The sequence below is a fragment of the Kitasatospora sp. NBC_00070 genome (assembly GCF_045041205.1).
Lineage (GTDB): Bacteria > Actinomycetota > Actinomycetes > Streptomycetales > Streptomycetaceae > Kitasatospora.
Window position 1 is genome coordinate 4,676,274 of sequence record NZ_CP108247.1, and the last position, 14,385, is coordinate 4,690,658.

Below are 14,385 nucleotides of genomic sequence, written 5' to 3' on the forward strand. Positions count from 1 at the left end.
GACCATCATCCGAATATCGGGGCCCGGGAGACCAGGCACCGCGAGCGCCGAGAGGAGGCGAAGACAGTGGAAACCAAGACGATCACCAACCTGACTGGCCAGACCGTCATCGCCATGCCTTCGTGCGCCCTCTCGCAGGTCGGCATGCTGAGCGGTCCGGGTCTCAACGGCACCGGTGTCTCCGGCGTTGTCAGTGGTCTCGGCCTTAATGGCCTGGGCAACGGCAGCTTCGGCACCTCCGTCGAGACGGGTCTGTCCCTCACCGGGGCGACGTTCGGCGGCGGTCGCGGCATTCCCAGCGTGCGACCGCTCATGGCATCGAAGGCAGCAGCTGCGGCCGCCAAGCATGGCGACTATGCGCAGCAGGCCGACGGTGCCGGAGCCGCCGATCAGCAGGACGAGAAGCAGAAGAAGGCCATGGCCGCCCTGGTGGCTGCCGAGGCCGTCCGGATGTGGGCCTTCCGCGGCCCTGAACCCTGGAGAGATCAAACCTGAGTCAGCCTCAGGTCGAGCCTCCAGGGCCGCGGAACCCGTCTACACCGGGATTCGCGGCCCTCTTGTTTTGTCCGGTACGTCAGATCCACCCAGGTCCTCCGGGACCTCCGGCCAGCCCCACCAGTCAGCTGGCCGGATCCACAGCAGAAGACGAGGAAGACGCCAGTGTCCACGGTCATCACACCGCCACTCCCGTCCGTACCGACAGACATCACCAAGGCCGACCAGGCCGATCCACCGGAGGTTTCTCTCATGCAGCTCACCGCGCTCGACCAGGCCGAGGTCAACGGCCAGCCCATCCCGTGTCGCGCCTTCGACCCGGAGGTCTTCTTCGCCGAGACCCCGGCGGACGTCGAGTACGCGAAGTCGCTGTGCGGCACCTGCCCGGTCAAGGACGCGTGCCTGACCGGTGCGCTGGAGCGGCGTGAGCCGTGGGGCGTCTGGGGTGGCGAGCTCTTCGTGCAGGGTGTCGTGGTGGCCCGGAAGCGGCCGCGTGGCCGTCCGCGCAAGACCGAGGTCGTGGCGTGACCGCCGCGTCCGGTGCGGTGACCGTCCGTCGGGGTGAGCAGCCCCCGCTGGACAGTGCACTGCGCAACTCGGTCCGCATCGCGGCCGCCAAGGCCGATGCAGCCCACTCCCGTCCGTTTCCGAGCACGCACCACGAGCAGGACCACCACATGACCGCCACCGCCGCCAAGCAGACCGTCCGCCTCGAGCAGACCAACGAACTTTTGATCCAGAACAGGACCCGCGAGATGCAACTCATGCAAGAAACCCTGGCCCGCGCCCATATGCAAGAACGCCTCCAGGAGGCGGAGCACCAACGGGTGGGCGAGCGAGTCGCCCGGGCCGCCCGACTGGTGCGGCGGGCCGAACGTGCTTCGCTGCGAGCCCGCAAGGCGCTCGCCGTCGCCCTGATGTGAGACCTGACGAAGTAACAGCTCCACCCCCGTGACGACGATGGCCGCCCCACAGCAGTGGGGCGGCCATCGTCGCGTTGTCGCGGGGTCTGCCGGTGCGTCAGCTGCCGGTGGGCTCGTCCACCGGGTGGGCGAAGCCGGGCAGCCACTCCAGCATCTCGGCCCGGAACGGCGCGTTGGCGCCGAGCTGGCAGAGCACGCCGATGGTGCTCAGGGTGACCCGGTGGATCAGCAGGTAGGCCGGCGGCAGGTTGAGCTGCTTGCCGAGGTTGTACGCGGGGGACCGCGGGTCGGCGATCCGGGCCGCCTGGGCCCGCATCCAGGCCCGGGTGAAGTGGAAGGTCTCCACGGTGGCCGGCTCGATGATCGGCAGCAGGTAGTCGAGCACGGCGGCCGGGTCGAGCTGGATCGCGGGCTTGACGAAGCCCTCCTCGCGGAGCATGTCCAGCACGCCGTCGGCGTCGCCGGCCAGTGCCATCCGGAGCGAGTCGCCGATCGGCGCGGGCAGGCCCTCGGGCAGCCGGTCGACGGTGCCGAAGTCCAGCACGCCGAGCCGCCAGCCCTCGACCGGGCCCTCGTCCTTGATCAGCCGGAAGTTGCCCGGGTGCGGGTCGGCGTGCAGCAGGCCCGTCCGGGACGGCCCGGCGAACAGGAAGCGGGCGAGCAGCTGCCCGGCCCGGTCGCGCTCCTGCTGGGTGCCGCCGGTGATCACCTCGGACAGCGGGGTGCCGTCCAGCCACTCGCTGATCAGGATCTGGTCGGCCTGGGCCACCACACCGGGCACGGTGATGTCCGGGTCGTCGGCGAACTCCTCGGCGTGCCGCTGCTGGGCCGCCGCCTCCAGGGCGTAGTCGAGCTCCTCGGCCACCCGCGAGCGCAGCTCGGTGATCAGCGGCTTGATGTCGAGACCCGGGATCAGCGGGCCGAGCAGCCAGGCCACCCGGCTGAGCTGGGCCAGGTCGGAGAGCAGCGCGTCACCCGCTCCCGGGTACTGGATCTTGACGGCGACCACCCGGCCGTCGTGCCAGACCGCGCGGTGCACCTGCCCGATCGAGGCGGCGGCCGCCGGGCGGTTCTCGAAGCTGCGGAACTTCTTCCGCCAGTTCGGGCCGAGCCGCTCGGCCAGCAGCGAGTGCACCTTGGTGGCGGGCATCGGCGGTGCCGCGTCCTGAAGCTTCGTCAGGGCGGCCCGGTAGGGGCCGGCCACCTCCTCGGGCAGCGCGGCCTCGAAGACCGACAGCACCTGCCCGAACTTCATCGCCCCGCCCTTGAGCTTCCCCAGGGTGGCGAAGAGCTGGTCGGCGGTCTGCTGCTGCAGCTCCGCCGTGACCTCGTCGGCCGGGCGGCCGCCGAGGCGCTTGCCCAGGCCGAGCGTCGCCCGGCCGGCGAAGCTCAGCGGGAGCGCGGCGAGCCGGGCGGTGCGGGAGACGGCCTTGCGCGGAATCTCAGACATGAGCTGCCCCCCGAGCGGTCCGGTCGGTGTTTCCGCCGCCCGGAGCCCGTGTCGTGGTTTGAGTAGCGGTGGCCTGCTGGTGCAACGCCGTGGGCGGTCCCGTCCGGGCGGCCGCCTGACGCGGAAGATCGCTCACCCCAGGGCCTCCCAGCTCCGAGTCCCACCGCGGGACGTGTCACTGGCCATTGTGCCCGCTCCCCGATCCGGCTCCGCCGGGGTTGCCCGGACCTTGGCACCGGCTAGACCTCCGGCCGCTGCTCGGGCGGCCCGGAGGGCCAGGTGCAGCCGCAGGCCGGGTGGGTGGGCAGGCGCAGGCGGCGGGTCATCCCGTCGGCGGCGGAGATCTCGCACCAGCCGTCCACGCTCGGTGGCCGGACACCGTCCAGGTAGAGCTCGACGTGCAGGGCGGCCAGCCCGGCGACGGCGGTGGCCAGGGCGCTGTCGCAGGCGGGGGTGCGCGGTCGGCCGGGGCCGTCGGCGCCGAGCTGGGCGAGCAGCCGGGGCCAGGCCTCGTCCTCGTCGCGGCGGGTCAGGGTGGCGCAGGAGCCGCAGGCCGAGGCGCCGGGCAGCACCAGGGGCCCGACGATGCCCAGATGCTCCAGTACGCCGACGTACAGGTGCGGCACCCCGGCCCGCATCAGCCGGTGGGTCTCGGCGGCGATCCCGGTGAAGGCACCGGCGCCGTCCCGGGGCGCGAGCACCACCAGGGCGGGCGGTGCGGCCTCCTCGGGCGGCCGGGGGCGCTGCCGCTCGCCGACGGCGCCGGAGGCGCGGTGCACCACCTCCCGGGCGGCGGTGGCCCGCAGCCGCCCGATGTCGGTCGGCGGATAGCCGGCGGGGGAGCAGTCCCGGGCGGTCACCCGGCCCTGGTCGGCCAGGGTGACGCCGCCGACGCCCCCGGCGGCCAGCACCGCCCCGAGGGCGGCGCCGACCCGCCCGGCGCCGTGGATCTCCACCCGGGCGGTGGCCCGGCCGCGGAGCACGGCCGGGGCCTCGCCGGGATCCGGATGCACCAGGGAGAGTGACGCCAGGTCAGGCCCGAGCAGCTCCTGCCGGGCCTTCGGGAGGCTGTCCAGCAGCGCCCGGCCGGCCTCGGCGTCGTCCAGCAGGCCGCCCTCGGCCAGCGAACCGAGCAGCTGCTCGGTGACCTCCCGGCCGAGCCCGAGCCGCTCGCCCGCCTCCAGCAGGGCGGGCCGCTCCCGGCTCCCGTCCAGCAGCTCCAGGAAGGCGGCGACCGGTTGACTGACCTGTTCCACCACCCGGGCGTGCTGTCGGACGGTGCCGAACTGCAGGGTGTCGTGGTCGCGCCACAGACGCGAGAGAGCGGGCTTCACCATCGGGCGCACGACGGCCTCCGGTCGGAGTGGGTACGGCGGGCTGGTGGAAGCATGCCCGATCCGGGCACCACCGCGCCGGGCGCTGTCCACAGGCCGGAGCGCTTGTCGGACGATCGTTCTGCACAGCCTGTGGACAACTTTTCCGACCCGGGGGCCGGGACGGCTGTCAGGGGCAGCGGGTAACGTCACCTGCCATGGCGGCCGATCGGGATTCCCTTCCTCCGGCGTCGCCGCGCCGAGCCCGGGCAGCGTCCGGGCCGGGAGCCGCGACGCCCACCACGCGTACCCGGGCGGACGGCGCGGCCGAGCTGCCGGCCGTCCCGCTGCCGGGCGGGGGCGCGGTCGAGGTCCGGCGCAGCGCGCGCCGCAGCCGGACGGTCTCGGCCTACCGCGAGGGCGATCGGACGGTGGTGCTGATCCCGGCCCGGATGTCGGGAGCCGACGAGCAGCGCTGGGTGGCCCGGATGCTCGACCGGCTGGCCGCCCAGGAGAGCCGCAAGGTGCTCGGCGACGACGCGCTGGCCCGGCGCGCCGCCGAGCTGTCGGCCGAGTACCTCGGCGGCCGGGCCCGGCCCGAGGTGGTCCGCTGGGTGACCAACCAGAACTCCCGCTGGGGCTCCTGCACCCCGGCCGAGCGCAGCATCCGGCTCTCCCACCGCCTGCAGGGCATGCCCGAGTACGTGGTCGACTACGTGCTGCTGCACGAGCTGGCGCACCTGCTGGAGGCGAGTCACGGCCCGCGGTTCTGGGCGCTGCTGGCGACCTACCCGCACACCGAGCGGGCCCGCGGCTACCTGGAGGGCGTGGCCGCCGCAGCGCAGCTGCCGCACGCCCGGGGCGGCGGCTGAGGACTGCGGCGGTGTGCGGGCCCGGCGACGGCCGCCGCCGGGGTCACCGACCCTCGGTCAGTTTCCGGGCCAGCGCGACGAGTTCGCGCAGCGACCCGTCGGTCGGCTCGGGCAGGTGGTCGTAGTCGAACCAGCGCAGGTCGAGCGACTCCTCGCTGATCAGCTCCCGCGCCCCGGCCGGGGCCAGCGCGACGTACTGGACGTCCAGGTGGGTGTTCTCCGGCCGGTCCTTGCCGGTGCAGCGGACCTGGTGCCGGTCCAGCTTCACCGGGACGGGCTTGCCGTCGAGGGTGAGCAGCTCCAGGCCGGTGATGCCGGACTCCTCGGTGGCCTCGCGCAGGGCGGCGGCGGCCAGCGTGGCGTCGCCGGGCTCGCAGTGCCCGCCCATCTGCAGCCAGAGGCCGACCTTCGGATGGAGCGTCAGCAGCACCCGGTCGGCCGACGGGTCCACCACCAGCGCGCTGGCGGTGATGTGGGCGGGCAGGCAGGCCCGCCACATCCCGTCCGGGCGGTCGGCCAGATGGTCGAGGTAGTCGAGCCGGAGCCGGTCCTGCCCCGGGTCGGACACCGACCAGGAGCGCAGCGTCCGGACGGCGTCGGCGTGCAGCTCGGTCACTTGCCGGGCTCCTCGTCCTTGCCCGGAGTGCCCTCGTCCCCGGCGCCGGGAGCGGTGCCCGGCTCCGGGGCCTTGGTGCCCTTGGCGGCCTCGCCGAGCAGCTTGTCCAGCTCGGTGAAGTCGATGCCGCCCTCGGCGCCGTCGCCGGAGCCGCGGTGCACGAAGCCGTCCGGGTCGTCCAGGTCGGCGGCGGTGGGCAGCATGTCGGGGTGCTCCCAGAGCGCGTCCCGGCCGTCGACGCCCCGGGCGTCGGCCAGCGAGGCCCAGAGCCGGGAGGCGTCCCGCAGGCGGCGCGGGCGGAGCTCCAGGCCGACCAGGGTGGCGAAGGTCTGCTCGGCCGGGCCACCGGCCGCCCGGCGGCGGCGGACCGTCTCGCGAAGCGCGCCGGCCTGCGGCAGGTGCGGTTCGGCGGCGGCGTGCACGACCGCGTCGACCCAGCCCTCGACCAGCGCGAGCGCGGTCTCCAGGCGGGCCAGCGCGGCCTTCTGGGCGGGAGTGTCCTCGGGCTGGAGCAGGCCGTTCGCCAGGGCCTCCTGGAGCGCCTCGGGGTTGCTCGGGTCGAGCTGGCCGACCAGCTCCTCCATCCGGGTGGTGTCCACCTTGATGCCCCGCGCGTACGCCTCGACGGCGCCGAACAGGTGCGCCCGCAGCCACGGCACGTGGGCGAACAGCCGCTGGTGGGCCGCCTCGCGCAGGGCCAGGTAGAGCCGGACCTCGTCGACCGGGATGCTCAGGCCCTCGCCGAACTCGGCGACGTTCTGCGGCAGCAGGGCGGCCTTGCCGGCCGGGGCGAGCGGCAGGCCGACGTCGGTGGAGCCGACCACCTCGGCGGCCAGCGCACCCAGCGCCTGGCCGATCTGGGTGCCGAACATCGCGCCGCCCATCGAGCGCATCATGCCCATCAGCGGCCCGGCCATCGCCTGCATCTCCTCGGGCAGCACGCCGCCCATGGCGTTGCCGACCCGCTCGGCGACCGGGTCGACCAGGTCCTTCCAGACCGGCAGGGTGGCCTCGATCCACTCCGCCCGGCTCCACGCCACGGCGGTGCCCGCACCGGACGGGAACTCGGTGGCGGAGTCCAGCCAGAGGTCGGCCAGCCGGACCGCCTCGGCCACGGCCGAGCGCTCGGCGGCGCTCACCGAGCGGTCCTTGGTCTTCCCCTCGGGCTGCTCGGCGACCACGGTCTGCCGGGCGATGTCGCGGGCGAGGTCCCAGTTGACCGGGCCGCCGTCGAACGAGAGCATCTGGCCGAGCTGCTGGAACGCCGCGCCGAGGTCGTTGGGGTTCAGACCGCCCAGCATCGCCCCGAACGGATTGTCGCCCGAGGCCCCGCCGGGAGCGCCGGGACCGCCCATCCCGAACAGCGCGCCGAACGGGTTGGCCCCACCGAAACCGAACGGCTGCGGCGGCGTGGGCTCCGCGCTCTCGTCCTTGTTCTCCTTGTCGCGCTTGGCCTTGCCGTCCTCGGGCTCCTCGGGAGGAACGCCGAATCCGAAGGGGAGGTCGCTCACGGGGTCCTCGATCTGATCGGCCGTCACGCGCGTGGTGTGGCGGGGGTCTGCGCGCCCGGGAAGGGCGTCGGCCGCGCGGCCCGATCGCGCCGGGTGCACCGCCGGGGCCGCGCCTCGGGCAGGATGGTCGGTACGTGACACTCGTACGTACGCACATAAGCTAACCGTGGAGGATGGCCGGTGAGTTCCCCGCCTTCGGACGTTCGCTCTGGGCTGACCGGAGGTGAGGACGCCCCAGCTGCCGCGGGTTCGCCGTCTCCAGCCTACGGCGGCAAGCCGCTCACCGTGGCCGTCACGGGTGCCGCGGGGGTGCTCGGCGAACGGGTCGCGGCGCGCCTGGTCGGCTCCCCCGGAGTGCGCAAGGTGCTCGCACTGGACGACCGGCGCGGTGACGTGCCCGGGGTGCAGTGGCGGGTGCTGGACATCCGCGATCCGGCCGTGGCCGAACGGCTGACCGGCGTGGACGTGGTGGTGCACCTGGCGATGGACCTCGGGATGGAGACCGACGCCCGGGCGCGCAGCGCGTACAACGTGCGGGGGGCGCAGACCGTGCTGACCGCCGCCGCGGCGGCCGGGGTGGGCCGGGTGGTGCTGTGCACCTCGGCGATGGTCTACGGCGCGCTGGCGGACAACGAGGTGCCGCTGGCCGAGTCGGCCGAGCTGCGGGCCACCGAGGAGGCCTCGCTGGTCGGCGACCTGCTGGAGATCGAGCGGCTGGCCCGCCGCGCGCCCCGGGCGCACCCGGGGCTGCAGGTCACCGTGCTGCGCCCGGCCGTGGTGGTAGGTCCCGGCATCGACACCGTGCTGACCAGGCACTTCGAGGCACCCCGGCTGCTGGTGGTGGCCGGCTCCAGGCCGTGCTGGCAGTTCTGCCACGTGGACGACCTGGCGGTGGCGTTGGAGTACGCGACGCTCGGCCTGGTCGAGGGCGAGGTGACGGTCGGCTGCGACGGCTGGCTGGAGCAGGAGGACGTCGAGCAGCTGTCCGGCATCCGTCGGATGGAGCTGCCGGCCGCGCTGGCGCTCGGTACGGCGGCCCGGCTGCACCGGCTCGGCCTGACCCCGGCCCCGGCGGGTGACCTCGCCTACACGATGTACCCGTGGGTGGTCTCCGGGAGCCGGTTGTACGAGGCGGGCTGGCGGCCCGCGTACACCAACGAGCAGGTGCTGGGCGAGCTGCTGGCGCAGGTGGCCGGCAAGCACGCGGTGGCCGGGCGCCGGCTGGGCGGCAAGGAGGCCGCGACCAGTCTGGGGGCGGCGGGTGCCACGGTGGCGCTGATCGGTACGGCGGCGCTGGTCCGGCGGGCCCGGAAGAGCCGCCGGATCTGACCGGTAAGGGGGCGTGCGGCCGAGGCCGTGCGCCTGTTGCTCGGCGCCCTCCGCACCCGGGGTGGAGCCGATCTGTTCCGCCTGACGGAATGGCCCAATCGTGATGCGGAAACCCCTTGTCGCGGACCCCGGGGGATGAGGAATCATGGTGACCATGTCCGAGAACCACGACCCGATCCGTCTGTTGGCCATCCGCGAGACCCCGCTCTCGCTGGACGAGGTGTACGAGGCGGTGGGCGACGACGCGGCCGGCGGCACCACGGTCTTCGTCGGCACGGTGCGCGACCACGACGGCGGCAAGTCGGTCGCGGCGCTGGAGTACAGCGCCCACCCGACCGCCGAGCAGGAGATGCGGCGGATCGCCGAGAAGATCGTCGCCGAGTTCCCGGTCCGGGCGCTCGCGGCGGTGCACCGGATCGGCCGGCTGGACATCACCGACAAGGCGGTGATCGTCGCGGTCTCCTGTCCGCACCGGGGCGAGGCGTTCGCGGCCGCCCGTCGGCTGATCGACGACCTCAAGCACGAGGTGCCGATCTGGAAGCACCAGGTCTTCACCGACGGCGAGGAGGAATGGGTCGGCGCGGGCTCCTGCTGACCCGCCCCGAGACCCGTTCGGTCGCATCCGGTCATACGAATACTTCTCAGTGGTGAGCGAAATCGTCGTGCCGTAACCCGAATGGCGCTGCTGCCGTTGGGTAGCCGGGTGGTTAATCTGCTCATACGAACGACGAGCTGGGAGTACGGACATGGCTGCGCTCGCCTGGTTGATCATTCCTGTGGTGGCGGCACTGGCCGCCATGCTCTGGGCCGGCTGGGCCGCCCGCACCCCGAGGGCCACCGGAGACCCCGCCTCACTGGCCGAACACCAGCGGTTCAGGGCCGCGATGGAGCGCAGCACGGGCTCCCCGGCGGAGCCCGGGAAGCGGTGACCCGGGCGGCGCGGTGAAGGCCCCGTCCCGTACTGTCGGTCCCATGCCACGCCGCTCCGCGACGATGCTCGCCGCCACCCTGCTGCTCATAGCACTGCTCTGTGCGTCGGTCCTGATGAAGGTGCCCTACACGGAGATGAGCCCGGGTCCGACGTACAACACGCTCGGGACGCAGGAGGACGACGGGAAGCCGGTGATCCAGATCACCGGGCACGAGACCTACCCGACCTCCGGACACCTCAACATGACGACCGTCCAGGTGACCGGGGCGAAGTACGAGCCGAGCCTGGTGTCGGCGGTGATCGGCTGGCTGCGCGGGGACGTGCTGGTGGTCCCGCACGAGAACGTCTACCCCGAGGGGCAGACCGACCAGGAGGCGCAGCAGCAGAACGCGGAGGAGTTCGCCTCCTCCGAGGACAGCGCCAAGACCGCCGCGCTCAACCAGCTCGGCATCCCGGTCGGCACCCAGGTGGTGGTCAAGTCCGTGGTGGCCGGCGGCCCGTCCGAGGGCAAGCTGCACGCGGGGGACCGGATCGTCGCGGTGGACGGCACCAAGGTGACCACGGCCGAGCAGGTGGCCGAGCAGGTGACCAAGCACCAGCCGGGCGAGACCACGGTCTTCACGATCGTCCCGAAGGACCGCGGCGGGGCCGCCGCGACGGCGGCCGACGAGGTCCAGGTGCCGGTGGTGACCGGGAAGGCGACGGACGCGAACCGCGCCGTGGTCGGCATCCGGCCGGACGTCGAGCACACCTACCCGTTCAAGATCGACATCGGGCTGCAGGACGTCGGCGGCCCGAGCGCGGGCCTGATGTTCTCGCTCGGCATCGTGGACAAGCTGACCCCGACCGACCTGACGGCCGGCAAGTTCGTCGCGGGCACCGGGACGATCAGCGACGACGGCAAGGTCGGCCCGATCGGCGGCATCTCGATGAAGCTGATCGCGGCCCGGGACAAGGGCGCCGAGTACTTCTTCACCCCGGCCGACAACTGCGCCGAGGCGGCGAAGAGCACGCCGAAGGGCCTCCGCCTGGTGAAGACGGAGACCCTGGACGGTGCGCTCAAGTCGCTGGAGCAGATCCGGGCCGGGCAGGGCGCGGCGCTGCCGGGCTGCGCCGTCGGCTGACGACCGGTCAGCGGGTCAGCCGGTCGGCGGGTCAGTCGGTCAGGAGAAGGTGGCGAGCAGCGCCTCGGTGAGGCCGGGCACCAGGTCGGGGCCGGTCAGCACCTCGCGGGCGACGTCCTTGGAGCGCAGCCGGAGCGCGATCTCCTTCTTGCCGTCGCGCAGCACCGCCGCGGTGATCCGGACCTCCTCGCGGGCCGGGTGGTTGGCCGCCCAGTCGGCGAGCTGGGCCTCGGTGGCGTTCTTCGGGCGGCTGTGCTCGGCGCCCGGCGGCAGCATCTGACGCTCCACCACCAGCGCGCAGCCGACCACCTGGTCGGGCCAGGCGATGGTGCCGAGGAACTTGTCCAGCTCCATCCCGGCGGGCAGCTCGTCCTGCTCGATCACGGTGAGGTCGCCGGGCTTCTCGTCGGTCAGGCCCAGCTGCTTGGCCAGCTTCGGGTCCTGCTTGCGCAGCGCGGCGCTGTCCACCAGGGCGAACAGCCGGGTCGGCAGGTCCCAGCCGAGGGTGGCGGCGTACTCGTCGATCTCCAGCGCGGCGCGGGTGAGCGGGGTGGCGGCGGGCGGCTTGCCGCCGGCCAGGGCATCAAGTGCATCGGACATGCCCCAATCCTCACACGTGCGGCGCCGACACCCGGTTCGGCCCACCCCGGCGGCGAACTCGTGGTGAACCGTGGGAACTCAGGTAAAGACCGATTAAGTTGCACAGGAGACCGGACCAGACCGACCCACACACGACACAGCAGAGGTGCCACCTTGGTATTCCAGATGCCGGACCGCCCGGGAGGCCCGGGCTTCCGCGCCAGAGTCGGCCCGCCCTCCCGGCGCACCCGAGTGCTCCTGCTGACCGCAGGGGTGCTGGCGGTGCTCTTCCTGCTGTTCGTGATGTTCGCGGGCCTGTGGACGGACTGGCTCTGGTTCAAGTCGGTCCGCTACTCCTCCGTCTTCACGGCCCAGCTCTGGACCAAGGTCGGCCTGTTCGCCGTCTTCGGCCTGGCGATGGCGGTGGTGGTCGGCCTCAACACCTGGCTGGCGTACCGTCTCCGGCCGCCGCTGGCCGCGATGTCGGTCGAGCAGCAGAGCCTGGACCGCTACCGGATGGGCATCGCCCCGTACAAGAAGTGGCTGCTGATCGCGGCCTCGCTGCTGGTCGGCCTGGTGGCCGGGGCGGCGGCGTCCGGGCAGTGGCGGACCTGGATGCTCTGGACCAACCAGACCTCCTTCGGGGTGAAGGACAGTCAGTTCCACCTGGACGTCTCGTTCTACGCCTTCGAGCTGCCCTGGTACGAGTTCCTGCTCGGCTTCGCGTTCAGCGCGGTGATCGTCTCGCTGCTGGCCTCGGTGGTCGTGCACTACCTGTACGGCGGCCTGCGGCTGCAGGGCCCGGGCCGGAAGGCGAGCAGCGGTGCGCAGGGCCATCTGGCCGTGCTGCTGGGCCTGTTCGTGCTGCTGAAGGCGGCCGCGTACTGGCTGGACCGGTACGCGCTGGCGGTCAAGTCCGGCGCGTACAAGGGCGTGGACGGCTGGACCGGCCTGCGCTACGTGGACGCCAACGCGTTCCTGCCGGCCAAGACCATCCTGTTCTTCGTCGCGATCATCTGTGCGGCGCTGTTCTTCCTCACCCCGATCCGGAAGACCTGGGCCCCGGCCCTGATCGGCTTCGGGCTGATGGCGCTCTCGGCGGTGCTGATCGGCGGGCTCTACCCGGCGATCGTGCAGCAGTTCCAGGTCAAGCCGAACGAGCAGGCCAAGGAGACGCCGTACATCCAGAAGAACATCGACGCCACCAGGCAGGCCTACGGCATCGCGGACAGTCAGACCCAGGCCTACGCGCCGAAGGCGTCGACCAACAGCGACGCGCTGAAGGCGGACGCGCAGACCATCTCGGACATCCGCCTGCTGGACCCGAACGTGGTCTCGCCGACCTTCCAGCAGATCGAGCAGCAGCGTTCGTACTACAAGTTCCCGAAGACGCTGGACGTGGACCGGTACGGCAACGGCCAGGCCGGCGGCCAGGACACCGTGATCGGCCTGCGCGAGCTGAACCTCGCCGGGGTGCAGCAGCGGAACTGGATCAACGACCACTTCAAGTACACCCACGGCTACGGCGTCGTCTCGGCCAAGGGCAACCAGGTCAACGACAAGGGCCAGCCGGTCTTCACCGAGTCGGGTCTGCCGTCCACCGGTTCGCTGGGCGACTACCAGCAGCGGATCTACTACGGCGAGGAGACCAAGACCTACTCGATCGTCGGCGGCACCAACGAGGAGATCGACTACTCGACCGACGCGGGTGACAAGCAGTACAAGTACACCGGGGACAGCGGCGTCTCGCTGAACAACCCGTTCACCCGGGCCGCCTACGCGGTGCGGTTCGCCGAGCCGCAGATCCTGTACGCGGGCGCCATCACCGACGGCGCCAAGGTGATCTACGACCGGACGCCCAAGGAGCGGGTGGAGAAGGTCGCCCCCTGGCTCTCGATCGACGCCGACCCGTACCCCGTGGTGCAGGACGGCAAGCTGGTCTGGGTGCTGGACGGCTACACCACCTCGGACGGTTACCCGTTCGCCTCCAAGACCACCCTGGGCGACGTCACCAAGGACTCGCTGACCGACCAGCGCGGGCGCACGCTCACCTCGGTCAACAAGGTCAACTACATCCGGAACTCGGTGAAGGCGACCGTGGACGCCTACACCGGCGAGGTGACGCTCTACCAGTGGGACGACGCCGACCCGGTGTTGAAGACCTGGATGAAGGCGTTCCCCGGCACGGTCAAGGCCAAGGCGGACATCCCGAGCACCCTGATGCCGCACCTGCGGTACCCGCAGGACATGTTCAAGGTGCAGCGCGACCTGCTCGGCCAGTACCACATGACGGACGCCAACTCCTTCTTCAACGGCACCGACATCTGGCAGGTCCCGGTCGACCCGACCACCAACACCGGTGCGGTGCAGCCGCCGTACTACATGACGGTCCGGATGCCCGACCCGGCGGTGACCCAGGCGAGCTTCTCGCTGACCACCACCTTCGTGCCCAGCAAGCGGGACAACCTGGCGGCCTTCATGGCGGTCAGCGCCGACCCGGGGCCGGAGTACGGGAAGATCCGCATCCTCAAGGTGCCCGGGGACAGCAACACGCTCGGGCCCAAGCTGGTGCAGTCGCAGTTCAACTCGAACACCGACGTGGCCAACAAGCTCAACACGCTGAAGATCGGCGGCGACTCCGACATCGAGTACGGCAACCTGCTGACCCTCCCGGTCGGCGGCGGCCTGCTCAACGTCGAGCCGGTCTACGTGCGCGGGCGCGGCGCCGACTACCCGGTGCTGCAGAAGGTGCTGGCGGTGTACGGCAACGACAACGTGGCCTTCGAGAACACCCTGGAGGAGGCGCTCAAGAAGGTGCTCGGCAACGCCACCACGGTGACGCCGACCACTCCGACGGCGCCGACCACCCCCGGCACCACGCCCACCACCCCGACCACGCCGGGGACGGTCAACGCCGAGCAGGCCAAGGCCATCGCGGACGCCCAGAAGGCGTTCAACGACGGCGAGGCGGCGCAGAAGGCCGGCGACTGGGCCAAGTACGGCGAGGCCCAGAAGGCACTGAAGGCCGCGCTGGACGCCGCCGCCGCGGCGAGCCAGCAGAAGACCGGCTGACGAACAGCGGTTAACGAGCTGCTCCACCCCCGTGTTATGGTTGGGACACAACGACGCGGGGTGGAGCAGCTCGGTAGCTCGCTGGGCTCATAACCCAGAGGTCGCAGGTTCAAATCCTGTCCCCGCTACTCTGAACCGAAGGCCCGGAGATTCTTCTCCGGGCCTTCGGT

At 72.0% G+C, this 14,385-nt stretch carries 14 protein-coding genes and 1 tRNA gene; 10 read left to right on the forward strand and 5 right to left on the reverse strand.

From position 1 onward, the window contains the following. Positions 1-66 precede the first annotated feature (66 nt). From OHV05_RS21585 to OHV05_RS21595, 3 genes are all read left to right on the forward strand, one after another. On the forward strand, positions 67-495 hold the full coding sequence (locus OHV05_RS21585) for a hypothetical protein (protein WP_405019134.1): 429 nt from the start codon (positions 67-69) through the stop codon (positions 493-495). Between the two features lie 210 nt (positions 496-705). Beyond that, on the forward strand, positions 706-1,023 hold the full coding sequence (locus OHV05_RS21590; protein WP_405021511.1) for a WhiB family transcriptional regulator: 318 nt from the start codon (positions 706-708) through the stop codon (positions 1,021-1,023). A gap of 149 nt (positions 1,024-1,172) precedes the next feature. Then, a complete protein-coding gene (locus tag OHV05_RS21595) occupies positions 1,173-1,418 on the forward strand; it encodes a hypothetical protein (RefSeq protein ID WP_403035134.1) in 246 nt (81 codons plus the stop codon). A gap of 97 nt (positions 1,419-1,515) precedes the next feature. Here OHV05_RS21595 and OHV05_RS21600 read toward each other — a convergent pair whose 3' ends face one another. Together OHV05_RS21600 and OHV05_RS21605 are read right to left on the reverse strand one after the other, a co-directional pair. After that, complete coding sequence (locus OHV05_RS21600; protein ID WP_405019135.1) at positions 1,516-2,868, reverse strand: ABC1 kinase family protein; 1,353 nt, start codon at positions 2,866-2,868, stop codon at positions 1,516-1,518. Positions 2,869-3,107: 239 nt separating this feature from the next. Next, positions 3,108-4,205: a ThiF family adenylyltransferase gene (locus tag OHV05_RS21605; protein ID WP_405019136.1), complete on the reverse strand. Its 1,098-nt coding sequence runs from the start codon at positions 4,203-4,205 to the stop codon at positions 3,108-3,110. A 194-nt stretch (positions 4,206-4,399) separates the two neighbouring features. Between OHV05_RS21605 and OHV05_RS21610 the strand changes: the two genes are divergently transcribed. Then, positions 4,400-5,053 carry a M48 family metallopeptidase gene (locus tag OHV05_RS21610; protein WP_405019137.1) on the forward strand — a complete coding sequence of 218 codons (654 nt, stop codon included), beginning with the start codon at positions 4,400-4,402 and terminating at the stop codon, positions 5,051-5,053. A gap of 43 nt (positions 5,054-5,096) precedes the next feature. Here the strand turns inward: OHV05_RS21610 and OHV05_RS21615 are convergent, their stop codons facing one another. Both OHV05_RS21615 and OHV05_RS21620 read right to left on the reverse strand, forming a co-directional pair. Beyond that, on the reverse strand, positions 5,097-5,669 hold the full coding sequence (locus OHV05_RS21615) for an NUDIX hydrolase (RefSeq protein ID WP_405019138.1): 573 nt from the start codon (positions 5,667-5,669) through the stop codon (positions 5,097-5,099). Then, positions 5,666-7,180, reverse strand: coding sequence for a zinc-dependent metalloprotease (locus tag OHV05_RS21620; protein ID WP_405021512.1), 1,515 nt, complete (start codon positions 7,178-7,180; stop codon positions 5,666-5,668). Before OHV05_RS21620 ends, OHV05_RS21615 begins: the two co-directional genes overlap by 4 nt. 180 nt (positions 7,181-7,360) lie before the next feature. On the opposite strand from OHV05_RS21620, the gene OHV05_RS21625 reads away from it, so the two are divergent. The 4 genes from OHV05_RS21625 (at position 7,361) to OHV05_RS21640 (ending at position 10,564) form a co-directional block, all read left to right on the forward strand. Next, a complete protein-coding gene (locus OHV05_RS21625) occupies positions 7,361-8,509 on the forward strand; it encodes an NAD-dependent epimerase/dehydratase family protein (protein ID WP_405019139.1) in 1,149 nt (382 codons plus the stop codon). Positions 8,510-8,663: 154 nt separating this feature from the next. Further along, positions 8,664-9,104 (forward strand): molybdenum cofactor biosynthesis protein MoaE, encoded by a 441-nt coding sequence (locus OHV05_RS21630; RefSeq protein ID WP_403034715.1) that lies wholly within the window; start codon positions 8,664-8,666, stop codon positions 9,102-9,104. A gap of 151 nt (positions 9,105-9,255) precedes the next feature. Continuing rightward, complete coding sequence (locus OHV05_RS21635) at positions 9,256-9,438, forward strand: hypothetical protein (RefSeq protein ID WP_403034718.1); 183 nt, start codon at positions 9,256-9,258, stop codon at positions 9,436-9,438. Between the two features lie 43 nt (positions 9,439-9,481). Then, positions 9,482-10,564 carry a PDZ domain-containing protein gene (locus OHV05_RS21640; protein WP_405019140.1) on the forward strand — a complete coding sequence of 361 codons (1,083 nt, stop codon included), beginning with the start codon at positions 9,482-9,484 and terminating at the stop codon, positions 10,562-10,564. 39 nt (positions 10,565-10,603) lie between these two features. Here the strand turns inward: OHV05_RS21640 and OHV05_RS21645 are convergent, their stop codons facing one another. Continuing rightward, complete coding sequence (locus tag OHV05_RS21645) at positions 10,604-11,164, reverse strand: PPA1309 family protein (RefSeq protein WP_403034723.1); 561 nt, start codon at positions 11,162-11,164, stop codon at positions 10,604-10,606. Positions 11,165-11,329: 165 nt separating this feature from the next. On the opposite strand from OHV05_RS21645, the gene OHV05_RS21650 reads away from it, so the two are divergent. Further along, a complete protein-coding gene (locus OHV05_RS21650) occupies positions 11,330-14,215 on the forward strand; it encodes a UPF0182 family protein (RefSeq protein WP_405019141.1) in 2,886 nt (961 codons plus the stop codon). A 54-nt stretch (positions 14,216-14,269) separates the two neighbouring features. Further along, positions 14,270-14,343: transfer RNA gene (locus tag OHV05_RS21655), tRNA-Met, on the forward strand. Positions 14,344-14,385: the final 42 nt, after the last annotated feature.

Bases quoted from the DNA above. Each gene is read 5' to 3' on its own strand.
- OHV05_RS21640 (WP_405019140.1), top strand. From the start codon at position 9,482: ATGCCACGCCGCTCCGCGACGATGCTCGCCGCCACCCTGCTGCTCATA.
- OHV05_RS21605 (WP_405019136.1), bottom strand. From the start codon at position 4,205: ATGGTGAAGCCCGCTCTCTCGCGTCTGTGGCGCGACCACGACACCCTG.
- OHV05_RS21600 (WP_405019135.1), bottom strand. From the start codon at position 2,868: ATGTCTGAGATTCCGCGCAAGGCCGTCTCCCGCACCGCCCGGCTCGCC.
- OHV05_RS21650 (WP_405019141.1), top strand. From the start codon at position 11,330: ATGCCGGACCGCCCGGGAGGCCCGGGCTTCCGCGCCAGAGTCGGCCCG.
- OHV05_RS21635 (WP_403034718.1), top strand. From the start codon at position 9,256: ATGGCTGCGCTCGCCTGGTTGATCATTCCTGTGGTGGCGGCACTGGCC.
- OHV05_RS21595 (WP_403035134.1), top strand. From the start codon at position 1,173: ATGACCGCCACCGCCGCCAAGCAGACCGTCCGCCTCGAGCAGACCAAC.
- OHV05_RS21610 (WP_405019137.1), top strand. From the start codon at position 4,400: ATGGCGGCCGATCGGGATTCCCTTCCTCCGGCGTCGCCGCGCCGAGCC.
- OHV05_RS21645 (WP_403034723.1), bottom strand. From the start codon at position 11,164: ATGTCCGATGCACTTGATGCCCTGGCCGGCGGCAAGCCGCCCGCCGCC.
- OHV05_RS21630 (WP_403034715.1), top strand. From the start codon at position 8,664: ATGTCCGAGAACCACGACCCGATCCGTCTGTTGGCCATCCGCGAGACC.